The organism is Photorhabdus sp. RM96S, from assembly GCF_042879335.1.
Classification (GTDB): Bacteria; Pseudomonadota; Gammaproteobacteria; order Enterobacterales; family Enterobacteriaceae; genus Photorhabdus; species Photorhabdus kayaii.
In genome coordinates this window covers 1-13,997 of sequence record NZ_JBHFKT010000008.1, presented here as the reverse complement: position 1 = coordinate 13,997, position 13,997 = coordinate 1, and the positions used below count along the sequence as shown (strand labels likewise).

13 protein-coding genes and 3 tRNA genes are annotated in these 13,997 nt (G+C 44.0%); 9 read left to right on the top strand and 7 right to left on the bottom strand.

From position 1 onward, the window contains the following. Positions 1 to 838: 838 nt before the first annotated feature. Positions 839 to 1,762, bottom strand: coding sequence for a LysR family transcriptional regulator (locus tag ACGF49_RS06740; protein ID WP_113041670.1), 924 nt, complete (start codon positions 1,760 to 1,762; stop codon positions 839 to 841). 147 nt (positions 1,763 to 1,909) lie between these two features. Between ACGF49_RS06740 and ACGF49_RS06735 the strand changes: the two genes are divergently transcribed. From ACGF49_RS06735 to ACGF49_RS06715, 5 genes are all read left to right on the top strand, one after another. Next, positions 1,910 to 3,100 carry a tetratricopeptide repeat protein gene (locus ACGF49_RS06735; protein WP_113041671.1) on the top strand — a complete coding sequence of 397 codons (1,191 nt, stop codon included), beginning with the start codon at positions 1,910 to 1,912 and terminating at the stop codon, positions 3,098 to 3,100. 18 nt (positions 3,101 to 3,118) lie between these two features. Then, on the top strand, positions 3,119 to 4,108 hold the full coding sequence (locus ACGF49_RS06730; protein WP_113041672.1) for a DMT family transporter: 990 nt from the start codon (positions 3,119 to 3,121) through the stop codon (positions 4,106 to 4,108). 63 nt (positions 4,109 to 4,171) lie between these two features. Beyond that, a complete protein-coding gene (locus ACGF49_RS06725) occupies positions 4,172 to 4,366 on the top strand; it encodes a hypothetical protein (protein WP_191214799.1) in 195 nt (64 codons plus the stop codon). A 76-nt stretch (positions 4,367 to 4,442) separates the two neighbouring features. Further along, positions 4,443 to 4,718, top strand: a complete 276-nt coding sequence (locus ACGF49_RS06720) for a type II toxin-antitoxin system Phd/YefM family antitoxin (RefSeq protein WP_049585369.1) — start codon at positions 4,443 to 4,445, stop codon at positions 4,716 to 4,718. Continuing rightward, positions 4,718 to 5,044, top strand: coding sequence for a type II toxin-antitoxin system RelE/ParE family toxin (locus tag ACGF49_RS06715; protein ID WP_113041673.1), 327 nt, complete (start codon positions 4,718 to 4,720; stop codon positions 5,042 to 5,044). Before ACGF49_RS06720 ends, ACGF49_RS06715 begins: the two co-directional genes overlap by 1 nt. Positions 5,045 to 5,221: 177 nt before the next feature. On the opposite strand, the gene ACGF49_RS06710 is transcribed toward ACGF49_RS06715, so the two are convergent. The 4 genes from ACGF49_RS06710 to orn form a co-directional block, all read right to left on the bottom strand. Next, positions 5,222 to 5,297: transfer RNA gene (locus ACGF49_RS06710), tRNA-Gly, on the bottom strand. 65 nt (positions 5,298 to 5,362) lie between these two features. Continuing rightward, a tRNA-Gly gene (locus ACGF49_RS06705) sits at positions 5,363 to 5,438 on the bottom strand. A gap of 55 nt (positions 5,439 to 5,493) precedes the next feature. Next, positions 5,494 to 5,569, bottom strand: a tRNA-Gly gene (locus ACGF49_RS06700). A gap of 199 nt (positions 5,570 to 5,768) precedes the next feature. Beyond that, positions 5,769 to 6,314, bottom strand: a complete 546-nt coding sequence (gene orn, locus ACGF49_RS06695) for an oligoribonuclease (RefSeq protein ID WP_113041674.1) — start codon at positions 6,312 to 6,314, stop codon at positions 5,769 to 5,771. A gap of 94 nt (positions 6,315 to 6,408) precedes the next feature. Here orn and rsgA point away from each other — a divergent pair, with 94 nt between their 5' ends. The 3 genes from rsgA to mscM all read left to right on the top strand — a co-directional run bounded on the left by rsgA (position 6,409) and on the right by mscM (position 11,794). Beyond that, positions 6,409 to 7,464 (top strand): small ribosomal subunit biogenesis GTPase RsgA, encoded by a 1,056-nt coding sequence (gene rsgA / locus ACGF49_RS06690; protein WP_113041675.1) that lies wholly within the window; start codon positions 6,409 to 6,411, stop codon positions 7,462 to 7,464. A gap of 74 nt (positions 7,465 to 7,538) precedes the next feature. Then, positions 7,539 to 8,432, top strand: a complete 894-nt coding sequence (asd, locus tag ACGF49_RS06685; RefSeq protein ID WP_113041676.1) for an archaetidylserine decarboxylase — start codon at positions 7,539 to 7,541, stop codon at positions 8,430 to 8,432. Between the two features lie 26 nt (positions 8,433 to 8,458). Then, complete coding sequence (mscM, locus tag ACGF49_RS06680; RefSeq protein ID WP_387490257.1) at positions 8,459 to 11,794, top strand: miniconductance mechanosensitive channel MscM; 3,336 nt, start codon at positions 8,459 to 8,461, stop codon at positions 11,792 to 11,794. Positions 11,795 to 11,873: 79 nt separating this feature from the next. Here mscM and ACGF49_RS06675 read toward each other — a convergent pair whose 3' ends face one another. Beyond that, positions 11,874 to 12,137 carry a PAAR domain-containing protein gene (locus tag ACGF49_RS06675; RefSeq protein ID WP_387490254.1) on the bottom strand — a complete coding sequence of 88 codons (264 nt, stop codon included), beginning with the start codon at positions 12,135 to 12,137 and terminating at the stop codon, positions 11,874 to 11,876. An 86-nt stretch (positions 12,138 to 12,223) separates the two neighbouring features. Next, the gene (locus tag ACGF49_RS06670) at positions 12,224 to 12,367 is read right to left on the bottom strand and encodes a hypothetical protein (protein ID WP_158536514.1); all 144 of its coding nucleotides are present in this window, start codon (positions 12,365 to 12,367) and stop codon (positions 12,224 to 12,226) included. A 163-nt stretch (positions 12,368 to 12,530) separates the two neighbouring features. Between ACGF49_RS06670 and ACGF49_RS06665 the strand changes: the two genes are divergently transcribed. After that, positions 12,531 to 13,997 (top strand): type VI secretion system baseplate subunit TssF (locus ACGF49_RS06665; protein ID WP_387490251.1); only part of this gene is annotated, 1,467 nt, incomplete at its 3' end.

The window sequence follows — 13,997 nt, the reverse complement described above, 5'->3', positions numbered from 1 at the left end:
GTTGATCAATGCTCAAAAAAAGCGCAAGTGATCAATGTGATATTTCTTAACAAAGGAGCATTCCGAAAAATTATCAATAAGTTACAAAATAAATATTCATTTTGTAACATTCAAAGTCAGAAAAATTCAAATGCAACAGCCTGTGGATAAGTCTGTGTGATAATTTTAAAGCATCGAACTTATTTGCCGGGAAACCAACTTCTGGGCTGTGGATAAAAAATAGAAATCTGTACTGCGAGGATATAACCTAAAAATCAAATCAAAGTAAGTGAATACAACCATTGAGGAAGAAACTTAGAGCGGGAAGTAAATCCTTCGAATATCATCTAATTCATTGATTCAAAAGAGATTTTACCCATACCTCATTGACGAAAGGAGTGCATTATGTACTACCTCAAAAAGTTTGGCAAGCAGAAGTTGAAAAAATATTTTGCAATTATAAGGATAATACTTTCTTCACCCCTATATACCCGTCATCTTTCAAGTTGCCTCTTTGTTGGCTGCACTCACTCACCCCGGTCACATAGTTATCTATGCTCCCGGGGATTCGCTCCCTTGCCGTCGCGATCCATCTTGAAATCCATTGGGTATATATAGCAATGGTGCGACAACTCAGACTTTCAGCGTTTGTTATACCCCACGATATTCATCCACCCCATCGCAATGCCTGGATGTCTCCGGTGCCCTAAATAGCACCACAAATGCCTTTAGCGGCCATGATGCCAAAGGTTCCTTTAGAATTAGCGGGATTCTCAACGGAGGTACTTACCCCGTTTACCCGTCCCATTACAATATGATCAAAGTTGATTATCAGTATTAAGCAATCCGACCTGAAGCCTCATGGCCTCAGGTCAACAAGCTCCCTGGAAGCAAGGGAGACAGCCGAATTCACCATGCGAAATTTTTTAGTCGCCAATGCGATAAATGCTTTAGTGGCCGGTGACGATTGACGTTCATCAAACACAGCCAACCCGACATGTCGTTTCACCTTTGGATTCAGCGCCTTCTTGATATAGTGAACATCACGAGCCGGCGGCAGAGATGACTCGGCAACAATCGACACCGCATCCCCACGTTCAACCGTAGCCAAAGTACTTAACAATTGAGACGTCCGATAGCGAATATTAGGTTGCAATCTTGCCGATAAAAAAAGCCTGGAAACCAGTTCAGCCGATCCGGCTTCTGTCAATACGAATGGTCCAACACACAGATCTTTCAACATCACCGTATCCTGCAATACCAAAGGATGATCTACCGGCAACAAAGCCACCATCTGGTCTTCAAGAATCGGATAAGTGTCGAATTGGTCTTCCGGCAGAGTCACAAATCCCACATCCACGCGCCTATCCATAAGCCATTGCACAACCTGCCTGTCTGGTCCCTCATCAATATGGACCTCAATGCCGGGGTAAAGCCTGCGATAATCGGCCAGTACCGTTGGCAACAGCCACAAGGATGAAGTCGGGCCAAACGATCCGATTCGCAGCGTACCTCGTTTCATCCCTCGTGCATCCGCTGCTTCTTGCCGCATAGTTTCAGCCAGACCAAGAATGGCCTGGGCTTTTTGTAGCAAACTTTCTCCTATATCTGTCAGTTCGACAGCGCCTTGATGCCGATGCAGTAGCTCTACGCCAAGCTCCTGTTCAAGGAGTCTGATGGCATGGGAAACCCCAGACTGAGAGATCTTGAGCTGGGCCGCAGCTAAGGTAAAGCCCTTCCGTTCAGCAACAACAGCAAAAATTTCGAGCTGGGTTAAAGTCATTATCTCCCCCTTGAGTAATCACTCATTTCCGCATGATCATACATCTGAATAAGTATATGCAATGCGGATATAAAACAATAGGCGAAGCATGCTCGCCGAGCGCTCAACCGAGTTTCCAAACCATAATTAATTAAAAAAGGGGATTTTATGAGTTACCAATGGCCTTCAGATGGCTCATCTTCCATATGGCCGGAGATAAACAGCATGTTCTTATCCCTCCGTGGATTTTCAGACGAATTTATTCCCATGAATGACACTCAGCGAACCTACAAAAAACTCCTGATGGGATTTGATGCCATCACCTCTTGCGAGATGAAAGAACTTTATAAATTCAAAATCACATTAACTCAAATGAACGAACACGACCTCTCTCTCCCTGAGCTTTGTCTTATCCATAAGGCATTCAGCGCATGGGTAAAATTTGATTACGAAAACGCGAGATCGCTTCTGACCCAACATATTCGAGCATACCCATCGGATATTATCGCGCTCTTCTTCATTCACATGCTTGATTTCTGCACTGGCAAAACAACCAACCTAAGGTCTCTTCTGCTTTATTGTGACGAACACATTCCTGGCACTCACTACCTCTATCCATATTATCTTTCCATAAAATCATTCGTCCTTTGTGAAGCTCAATGTTTTGATGATGCCTTAGCAGTTGGTTTTAAGTCTGTTAAACTAATGCCGGACAATATCTATGGCATTCATGCTGTCGCACATGCCTTGCATGAGCTAGGCCGCTGGAAAGAACTTTGCCACTTCCTGACCAATTGCAAAGAACATTGGATAACCAACGCCGGAATGGGAATGCATGTATACTGGCATCTCGCCATCGCGTATGAACGATCCGATGAGATCACGCTGGCATTGCAAGCTTTTGATGAATTATATGCGCTAAAAGACAATCCATTTGCTAAACAAGATTTGGACGCCGTAGAATTCTTGTGGCAGCTTAGGCTCAAATCTGCCGACGCTAAGTTCCAACCAATATGGGAGCGTCTTGCCGTCCTTTGGACAGGCAGCATCAGCTCATCCACCTCTTACTTCCACAAGATACATGCAGCACTTGCTTTTTCTGCAATAAATCAGTCTTTTCTTATCGAGAAGCTAATCGCGGAAAGCGATGGATTTGGCATCGAACCAGACACACATTCCACAGGGATAGACGTCCTTAAAGCGATCTTACTATTCACATCGAGACACTACGAAGAGTGTTTAAGCAAACTCCGTCTCAGCTATGAGAAATGGCCATTATTGGGAGGTAGCCGTGCTCAACGTGAAATATTAGAACAGACGATGGAATACGCCGCCTTGAAAGCCTCTTCCACCCTATAAATCGCGATATTGACAAACATGAAAAGCAACCACGCATCAACGCAGTCGGTCAACAACTACTCAACCTATATCAAGCTGTCTCTTGTGGCTATCATCTGGGGCGGAACATTTGTTGCAGGTCGATACATTTCTGTCGAGACACCTCCCTTGCTATCAGCAAGCCTCAGATTCATTCTTGCGGGCATGACGTTAATTATCTTCCTCATTTTATCAGGAAAGATGTTCGTCAAGATTAGCCTATCTCAGTTATTGAAAATCATTGGACTTGGCCTCTGCGGAATATACACCTACAACCTGTTCTTCTTTTATGGTCTACATCATACAACCGCATCCAGAGCTTCACTTATCGTGGCGCTGAATCCAGCAGTAATGGCGATTTTTTCATATCTCTTTTATAAAGAAAGGCAATCACCATTGAAAATACTGGGAATTATTCTTTGTCTGCTTGGTGCAATGATCGTGATTTTCAGCAAAACACCACAACTGACGGTGGGAGCAGAGGGTAACTGGTTGGGTGATACGTTGATCTTTGGCTGTGTTTTAAGCTGGGTTGCTTATAGCGTCTTCTGCAAGAATATTGTGAACCAAATCGGCCCGCTACATACCGTTACATACTCCATCCTGGCAGGCGCTATCATGCTGACAGCAACGGCCATTTTCACAGGGCAAATGAGTTTATCTGCAATACATACATTACCTATAACTGATCTCTACAGCTTACTTTATCTCGGTGCAGTAGGCTCAGCGGTAGCCTACATCTGGTATTACGACGGAATCCAAAGAATTGGTTCCACTCGCTCTGGCGTATTTATTGCGCTTAACCCTTTGACTGCGGTATTGCTCGGCGCAGTACTATTAGATGAGAGATTAACATTCCCAATGTTCATCGGCGGTGCTCTCGTCATCGGAGGCATCCTGATTTGCAATAGGAGATCAATCGGTAAAAAACTTATTCCACCGGAACCTAAATCTGGGATCAACCATAAAGCAAAGAATTACAGGAGATAAGCCAGAAATTTCCCCCTATCGACGCTTTGGTACAAACAAAAGCGTCGATCTTACTGAGACCTGATGGCAAACCTGATTTTTGAACTTAAAAACCATGAATGTAAGAAATTTCAATGGATATTTGCATATCAAAAATGGGAGCGGAGAAATGCAACTCACAAACCATCTCTAACAAGCAAAAAAATAATAATTTTTCCTACATTACCTCATGCCAATAGACTTGCTTGTTCTACTTTTACAAAATCGGCATTTGCTTAATTTGCTCAGTCATTTTACAATCAATTTATTGACTTTTTATAGTCTATATTTAGTCTTTTTTGATGTGAGGGATTCTATGCGTTATTCAGAACAAATTAAGCCTATCAGCTACCTTAAAGCCAATGCAGCTACGGTGATGACGACACTCTCTGAGTCCCGCTCACCGATGATTATTACACAAAATGGCGAAGCAAAAGCGGTGATCCAGGATATTGCTTCTTATGAACAGATTCAGGAAACTATGGCGTTGTTAAAGATTTTGGCTTTAGGACAACAGCAGGTTAAAGCGGGAGAAATCACTCCGGTAAAGGATGTGGTTCAACGTTTAAAGAATAAAAGAAAGTTTTCCTAATGCCATATCAGGTGGTACTGACTAAAGATGCCGAGGCGGATTTAGAGGATATCTACGATTACATTGTCGAAAATGACAGTTCAGGGAAAGCCGATTATGTATTGGATCAGTTGCTGAAAACAGCAAACAACTTGGCTAACTTTCCTGAAAAAGGCAATTATCCCAAGGAGTTGCAGGAGCTAGGGATCCGCGATTTTCGCCAAACATTTTTTAAATCTTATCGGGTCATTTATCAGCTCATTGGTCAACAGGTGGTGATTTTTGTAATTGCCGATGGTCGGAGGGATATGCAAACCCTGCTTATGCGCCGGTTGCTGAGTGGTTAGATTTTCCCTGTATGTATTACGTTATCAAACAATGGATATGAAACTCACAAGTTAAATACAAAAAATTTACCAATAACCCAGACGATGTTTACAACATCATGCAACATGTTTATCACGTGAAAATAAGACTGGCAAAGGAGAAGGATATTTAGGTTATCGACATGATAAAGGAAGACTTGGAGCGGGAAACGAGACTCGAACTCGCGACCCCGACCTTGGCAAGGTCGTGCTCTACCAACTGAGCTATTCCCGCATTACTGACTGGTGATCACCTGAAATAATATACTAATCCCAGGAAATCAATTGCGAATCTAAACTTGGAGCGGGAAACGAGACTCGAACTCGCGACCCCAACCTTGGCAAGGTTGTGCTCTACCAACTGAGCTATTCCCGCGTCATTGATTGGCTAACGATAGCCAGAAATAACATACTGATTCTAAACCAAAATTTGGAGCGGGAAACGAGACTCGAACTCGCGACCCCGACCTTGGCAAGGTCGTGCTCTACCAACTGAGCTATTCCCGCATATCTTTTAGTACGCTATCTATACCTTATGAAATTCTTCATCGGTATGGGGAGCGCATTATACGAAAAATCATTGCGCCCGCAAGCCCTTCAACGCAAAAAAACAAACTTTTCGGCAAAATGACGATTTAAACATCAACATAGATTAATTAATCGTCATACTGAGCTTGCGTTATCAAGCCAGTTAAAACTTTCTGGCTTACAGTTGAATAAAATGTTCCCGATAATAGGCTAATTCAGCAACTGATTCACGGATATCATCCAGCGCCTGATGAGTATTCTGTTTCTTAAGCCCAGCAAGGATTTCCGGCTTCCAGCGACGAGCTAATTCTTTAAGTGTACTGACATCCAGATAGCGGTAATGAAAGTAAGCTTCCAATTCTGGCATATAGCGGAACAAGAAACGCCGATCCTGACTCACACTGTTACCACAAATGGGAGAAGCACCTGCCGGAACCCATTTTTCCAAAAATTCAATCGTCGCCTTCTCTGCCTCACGATCATCAATTTTACTGGCTTTAACACGTTCAACCAACCCACTGCCCGTATGGGTGCGCACATTCCATTCATCCATCAGAGCAAGTTGTTCATCAGACTGATGAACCGCAATGACCGGCCCTTCAGCCAAGATATTCAAATTTGCATCGGTGACAATTGTCGCAATTTCAATAATGCGATCCCGCTCTGGATCTAAACCCGTCATTTCTAAATCTATCCAGATAAGATTGTGCTCACTTTTTGACATGTTATATCCTAGATTGGAGAGAGAGTTATTATTAATGGTGTATCATAGCGCTTTTAAGCAATAACAGCGATAAATGTGGAACAAGTGAGGTTCGGTGGCTAAGCATAAACTATCCAAAGGCCAGCAACGGCGGGTACAGGAAAATCATCAGCGCAGGCTGAAAAAACAGGACAATAAACCTGAAATGGATGATAGTCAGTTAGGTGAACCTCAGGAAGGGCTAGTTATCAGCCGTTTCGGCCAACATGCTGATGTCGAGGCAGAAGACGGTTCTATACAACGTTGTAATATTCGCAGAACTATCCGTTCATTGGTAACGGGTGATCGGGTGGTATGGCGTCCTTCGCTGCAAACCCAAGTAGATGTTAAAGTGAATGGTATTGTTGAAGCCGTTCACGAACGGACTTCCGTACTTACGCGGCCTGACTATTATGATGGTATTAAACCTATCGCCGCCAATATTGATCAAATAGTGATTGTGTCAGCCATTCTTCCTGAACTGTCACTCAATATTATCGATCGCTACCTTGTTGCCTGTGAAACATTGGGCATTGAACCGTTGATTGTATTGAATAAAATTGATCTTTTGGACGAAGAAAGCCGTGCATGGGTCAGCGAAATCATGTCCACATACCACAACATTGGTTACAGAGTATTGAAACTATCAAGCCATACTGGCGAAGGTATGGAAGAATTAACGAAGATGCTCGCAGGTCGAATCACTATTTTTGCCGGTCAATCTGGTGTGGGTAAATCAAGTTTACTCAATACACTCTTGCCGGAAAGTGAAGCAGAAATCTTGGTCAATCAGGTTTCAGATGTTTCCGGTTTAGGTCAACACACCACAACGGCATCCCGTCTTTATCATTTTCCTCATGGCGGTGATGTCATTGATTCTCCTGGTGTTCGAGAGTTTGGCCTGTGGCATTTAACACCGGAGCAGATAACTCAGGGTTTTATTGAGTTCCGTGATTATCTGGGCAGTTGTAAATTCCGTGATTGTAAACATCGGGACGATCCAGCATGTGCGTTACGCAAGGCAGTGGAAGACAATGAAATAACTCAAGAACGTTTTGAGAATTATCACCGTATTCTCGATAGCATGGATCAAATTAAGCCACGCAAGACTTTTACAGATAACGATAGCTAACTGACATCAAATGAAAGGACGGGTACAATAACCCCCTTTTATCTAATTTTGCCAATAGAATCCAAGAGGTTGACGTGCTGGATAACATTAAAATCAGGTTGCACTATTTACTGCCTAAACAGGGAATAACTCATCTAGCAGGTTGGTTTGCCAACAAAAAAGCTGGCTGGTTAACTCAACTGGCAATCAAGGCGTTTGCCCGTGTTTATAAAGTGGATATGAATGAAGCGAAAGCGCCTGAGTTTTCAGCATACACCACATTCAATGAGTTTTTTATCCGCCCATTAAAAGATGATATTCGCCCAGTTGTCAGCAATGAACACCAATTAGCGCTACCTGCTGATGGTACTATCAGTCAGTTAGGCAATATCCGAACATACCAGCTCCTTCAAGCCAAAGGACATCACTACACACTTGAAGCTCTACTCGCCGGCAATCACCAATTGGCAGAGATATTCCGTGATGGGCAGTTTGTAACGACTTACTTATCACCTAAAGATTATCACCGTGTACATATGCCTTGCGATGGATTACTGAAAGAGATGATCTATGTCCCAGGAGATTTATTCTCTGTCAATCCATTGACTGCTGCCAACGTGCCAAATCTGTTCGCTCGTAATGAAAGAGTCATCTGTCTGTTTGAGACTCAATTTGGGCCCATGATACAGATTCTAGTTGGTGCAACTATCGTCGGCAGTATTGAAATGACTTGGTGTGGTACGGTTACACCACCACGGGAAGGTATTATCAAACGCTGGACTTACCCCGAAGCTGGTGCAACTGACGCAATTTCTTTAAAGAAAGGTGAAGAAATGGGGCGTTTCAAATTGGGTTCTACCGTCATTAACCTGTTTGCACAAAATCAGATACAGTTAGCCGGGCATTTAAGCAGTGGCTCAACAACCCGCATGGGTGAACTGTTAGCCCAAGCTATCATGCCTGACGAACCTACTGACAACATAAGCTAATCCCTTGCCAAGGAGAGCCCTTTATCGTGCGCCTGATTATCAGCTTACTGCTTAGCCTGATCATTATTAATCCGGTTCTTGCTGCGATTCCACTTGATGAGAACCAGCTCAAACAAGAACTGAAACAAATCGAATCCAGCAAAAACCCGCAGGATGCAGAAGTTACTCAGGCGTTGCAAGGCGCTCTCAATTGGATTGCCGATACTAAATCAGCTAACGACAGAACACAAAAGTATCAGACCGCCATTGATGATTTTCCTAAAATAACGAAAGAACTTCGTCAAAAATTACTTACTGAAAGTGATACTCCCCGCCCAATTCCTGCTAACCAACCCATAGCAAGCATTGAGCAACAGATCATTCAGGTCAGCAGTCGGTTACTAGAACAAGGGGGGCAATTACAGCAAGAACAGGACAAAGGACGGGAAATCAGTGACTCTCTAATACTATTACCGCAACAACAATCAGAAGCACGAAGCTTGCTAACTGAAGCATCTTCTCGCCTACAATCATTAGGAACACCCTCCACCCCATTAGGAGAGGCTCAATTTGCCTTAGCTCAAGCCGAAGTCAATGCCCACAAAGCGACAGTCAATGAACTCGAAATAGCTCAACTTTCTGCAAATAATCGACAGGAAATTTCCCGTATGCGGGTTGAACTGTTCAAAAAGCGATATCATCGACTTGATCTTGAACTGCAACAACTCCGTAGCCAACTTAATGCACAACGCCAGCAAAAAGCAGAATTAGCCCTAGAACATACCGAGATGCTGGCGGAACAAAGTGATCAGCTACCAAAATTTCTGCTTGATGAATTACAACTGAACCGGAATTTATCTCAGGAATTAAATCAACAAGCACAACGAATGAATGTCATCGGCTCAAAGCAACGCCAAGCCGCCAGTGATATTATTCAGGTCCGGCAAGCATTGAATACTATTCGTGAACAGGCACAATGGCTCGGTGGCTCTACAACACTCGGAGAAGCGCTCCAAACTCAGCTTGCCCGTTTGCCTGACATGTCTAAACCACAGCAACTTGATCGGAATATTGTCAAATTCAGGGTCGATAGGCTGAAATACGAAGACATGCTGGAGCAGCTACAAAAAGACACAAAACCCGTACAGAAAAGCAACGTTGCGTTAACTGCTGAACAAGAGAGGATTTATGATTCTCTTACCCGCACCCGCAAAGAATTACTTAATTCATTATTATCTGGTTACGACAGTGAAATCCTTGAATTGACCAAACTGAAAGTCGCTACCAGTCAGCTAAATGATGCGCTAACCGAAGTTAAAGAGGCCACACACCGTTATCTATTCTGGGTCGCGGATGTTAACCCCATTTCGCTCAATTACCCAATCAGTGTTGTGCAGGATCTGACCCGTCTATTATCGCTGGATACCTTCTCTCAGTTAAGCGGCGCTCTAATAGTCATGCTGACCACTCAGGATACGCTGCTGTATCTGCTTGGCACCCTCTTCCTGGTTATATTCAGCGTCGGTTCTCTCCGCCATTATCATGCATTCCTTGAACGCGCGAGTAACCGTATCGGCAAAGTCACCTATGATCACTTCTCCCTCACTTTACGTACCGTATTCTGGTCGGTTGTGGTCGCGTTACCTTTGCCCATGCTCTGGTCCGCCATTGGCTATGGCCTGCAAAGCGCTTGGCAGTATCCTATGGCGACAGCTATTGGTTATGGTGTCAGTGCTACGACGCCCGTATTATGGATCTTCATACTAAGTGCCACTTTCGCCCATCCCAATGGGTTATTCATTGCCCATTTTCGTTGGCCGGAAGAACGTGTTAAACGGGCCTTACGATTCTACCAACTATCTATCTTTGCCATTGTACCGTTGGTCATGGCATTGATAACGTTTGAACATTACAGTGATCGAGAATTTTCTTCCACACTCGGTAGGCTCTGCTTCCTCGTCCTATGCGTCTCCTTAAGCCTGATCACTAACAGCTTGAAACGGGCAAAAGTCCCGCTCTATCTGGATAAAAATGGCTACGGCGAAAATGTTATCAATATTGCTCTCTGGTGGATTTTACTCTCTGCGCCGATAGTCGCAGCACTAGCTTCCATACTCGGGTATTTCAGCACATCACAAGCATTGCTAGGGCGTTTAGAAACTTCCGTTGCTATCTGGTTCTTCCTACTGGTTATTTACCATATTATCCGTCGTTGGATGCTGATTCAGCGACGCCGGATCGCCTTTGACCGGGCAAAACAGCGACGGGCAGAAATTCTGGCCCAACGCGCCAAAGGAGAAGACGACTCAACAGGTTCAAGCAGTATCGAAGGCGCCATTGAAGTTGAGGAACCCATTATTGATCTGGATGCAATCAGCGCTCAGTCACTGGGATTAATCCGTTCAATTCTGACTCTGCTTGCCTTGGTTTCACTCATTTGGCTCTGGTCTGAACTGCATTCCGCTTTCTCATTTCTAGAAAATATCCGACTGTGGGATGTCACCACCACCATAAACAATGTAGAAACTGTTCAACCCATCACCGTAGGTTCTGTCTTGATTGCTATCTTGGTGATTATTATCACCACTCAACTGGTGCGTAACCTGCCCGCGCTGCTTGAGTTGGCCTTACTACAGCATTTGGAACTCACGCCAGGTACCGGCTTCGCCATCACCACACTCACCAAATACACCATTACTTTGATTGGGGGTTTAGTGGGTTTCTCCCTGATTGGTATTGAATGGTCAAAATTGCAATGGCTTGTCGCGGCGTTAGGGGTTGGATTAGGTTTTGGCTTACAGGAAATCTTCGCCAACATCGTTTCCGGCCTGATGATATTGTTTGAAAAACCCATTCGTATCGGAGATACCGTGACTATCCGCAACCTGACCGGGAGCATCACCAAGATCAATACACGCGCGACAACCCTGTCAGACTGGGACAGAAAAGAGATCATTGTTCCTAACAAAGCCTTTATTACCGAGCAGTTTATTAACTGGTCATTATCTGACACCATCACTCGTGTTGTACTGACAATCCCTGCGCCGGCAGAAGCTAGCTGTGAAGAGGTCACCCAAATCCTGTTAACTGCGGCTAAACGCTGCACGCTTATCCTTGATAACCCGACACCTGAAGCCTATCTGGTTGATCTTCAACATGGTATTCAGATATTTGAATTACGTATTTATGCCGCTGAAATGGGGCACCGCATGCCGGTTCGTCACGAAGTCCATCAGCTTATTTTGCAAGGATTCCGCGAACACGGCATTACTCTGCCATTCCCGCCATTTCAAGCGAGTATTGATGTGATTGGTCGGGATATTCGCAGTGCGACAACAACTAGATCAGGCCGTAATCCACCACGTCAACCGGGTAGTTTGTAAAAAGATAATGAAGCACTGAACATCCGTACTTGAATCAACTCACCCTATTTCAGGCAGAATATGGCCTTTTACCGCCATTCTATGCTTGAAATAGGCTTTGCGAAGCAATTAATGTCGCGCCACAAGAGGTTTTCATTCCCTCCAGTGCGTACATTTGCCCATGAGAGCTGACTATTTTAGGCGTCCCTTCCACAATGGTTTGATTGCCACCACATTTTGGACAGGATACAGCATCCCCAACCCGAGCCGCTTTCTTCCCTAACACATCAAAACCTCCATCACCGGCTAACACCTTGCCACCATGCGAAGTCGAATCACCGACCAAAATAATAGGACGTGACATCTTTCCCTCCATTAACTAATGATTAAATATTAATTTCAGCTTCCAACATCTGGCTATCATGACGCCACAACTTGATTAAAGAAAATTTATCTATACCCGTTATCTTTCAAGTTGCCTCTTTGTTGGCTGCACTCACTCACCCCGGTCACATAGTTATCTATGCTCCCGGGGATTCGCTCCCTTGCCGTCGCGATCCATCTTGAAATCCATTGGGTATAAATAAAACTCATTGAAATAAATTACATAATTATGTTAATCGAACACCTAAAAAATTTACATCATTAACTGTTTGAAACAAAAAATTGCACCTATTTAAATTATCAACCTTGATATCCATCAGCTCAAAATATAAATTTACATTAATATTTGATCGGAAAAAAGACAAAGGTAGATATGAAAAATTTTGAAGATTTCTATCGGGAAGCACTTTCACAAATAAAGCATGATCTGAGTAACGCAGCGCAAGAGCATCCACACCTTGCTCCATTTACCTCCGAATCTGGCGACCCGGATGTTCTCCGAGTACTGGAAGGTTTTGCGCTTACAACTGCCGGTATTAAGCAGAAAATTGATGATGGCTTCCCAGAAGTCATTAACCCTCTTCTACGAAAAGTATGGCCGATACCTTTACATCCGATCCCTTCAACCAGCATTGTCCAGCTAGATATTCAACCGGGCAACATGACTGAAACCACAAGCATTGCCAAAGGCAGTGAAATTTCCGCCATACAGCAGAATCAATCCATTACATTCAGAACCACTCAAGATATCAATATTGAGCCCATCACTTTGGCCCATAAAACGCTGACACACAGCGGAGACAAGAGCCTGATATCACTGACCTTTCAATATCATGGGCAAGCTACCCATTGGAAGACAGGGCAAGTCACGCTTTTTCTCGGAGAAGATCAAAAACTGGCGTCTTTACTGACCAAATACGTGGATCAATCGCTGAACAACACTTATCTGAAAACATCCCTAAAAGAGACGGAGATGTGGCTGGCTATTGAGATCACACCACGCCTGAAAGAAAATTTGGTCCTGCCGAGACCCCATGACTATTTCTGGCCGTTGCAGGTGTTATACGAATACCTCTATCTGCCACATGTTAATGACTTTATGTCATTTGATTTATCGGAAGAAATCGCTGAGCTCCCTTTGGGAGAAGATAAGCAATTTACCATTATTCTAGAATTTGACCGTAACATTCCCATCGAGGATATTACACCCGCATTTATTCCCCATTGCGTACCCGTTATTAACCTGGCTCCGGCAAGAACAAAACCGATAACATTTGAAAAGGGCAAATCGCGTTATGTATTAGCAGCGAATGAAATCTTTAGTATTGATAACATTAAACTCCAATCCGATCCTGATGGAACATCTGAAGGATCTGCTCACAGCGTTCCTCTTATCAATAGCGCGCAACTGGCCGCCTGCCATTTTGCCGAACCCGGTGACAACATATTACTTTTTAACCATATACGGGAAGAATCGCCATTTGGTGGCAATCAAATTAATCTCACGTTTTATGATCATCAGGCAAAACCCGTAACAGAACACCACTATCGCGAATTTTACTGCCAATATCACAGATATCATACGCAAGCACGGACATTGGGCATCGGGCAAATCTGTATACCCAGCGAGCAGATACCCAGCCATATTCAGGCCAGGAATATCGTGGCGGCGTCAAAAGATCTTCCTGCCGTCGTAAACAGTCATCAGCACTGGCCGATACTCTCTTTGTTGTCGATTGGGCCATTTTTTCTCAGTCATATTGAATCAGTCAGATCTCTGGTCAAACAACTTGATACCTTCGCGCATCTGGACGCCCCGCGTAGCCGGCATATTCAGCGC

Excerpts from the sequence above, each read along its gene's own strand:
- ACGF49_RS06740 (WP_113041670.1), bottom strand. The coding sequence starts at position 1,762 with ATGACTTTAACCCAGCTCGAAATTTTTGCTGTTGTTGCTGAACGGAAG.
- ACGF49_RS06735 (WP_113041671.1), top strand. The coding sequence starts at position 1,910 with ATGAGTTACCAATGGCCTTCAGATGGCTCATCTTCCATATGGCCGGAG.
- ACGF49_RS06730 (WP_113041672.1), top strand. The coding sequence starts at position 3,119 with ATGAAAAGCAACCACGCATCAACGCAGTCGGTCAACAACTACTCAACC.
- ACGF49_RS06725 (WP_191214799.1), top strand. The coding sequence starts at position 4,172 with ATGGCAAACCTGATTTTTGAACTTAAAAACCATGAATGTAAGAAATTT.
- ACGF49_RS06720 (WP_049585369.1), top strand. The coding sequence starts at position 4,443 with ATGCGTTATTCAGAACAAATTAAGCCTATCAGCTACCTTAAAGCCAAT.
- ACGF49_RS06715 (WP_113041673.1), top strand. The coding sequence starts at position 4,718 with ATGCCATATCAGGTGGTACTGACTAAAGATGCCGAGGCGGATTTAGAG.
- orn (WP_113041674.1), bottom strand. The coding sequence starts at position 6,314 with ATGTCAAAAAGTGAGCACAATCTTATCTGGATAGATTTAGAAATGACG.
- ACGF49_RS06675 (WP_387490254.1), bottom strand. The coding sequence starts at position 12,137 with ATGTCACGTCCTATTATTTTGGTCGGTGATTCGACTTCGCATGGTGGC.
- ACGF49_RS06670 (WP_158536514.1), bottom strand. The coding sequence starts at position 12,367 with ATGAGTTTTATTTATACCCAATGGATTTCAAGATGGATCGCGACGGCA.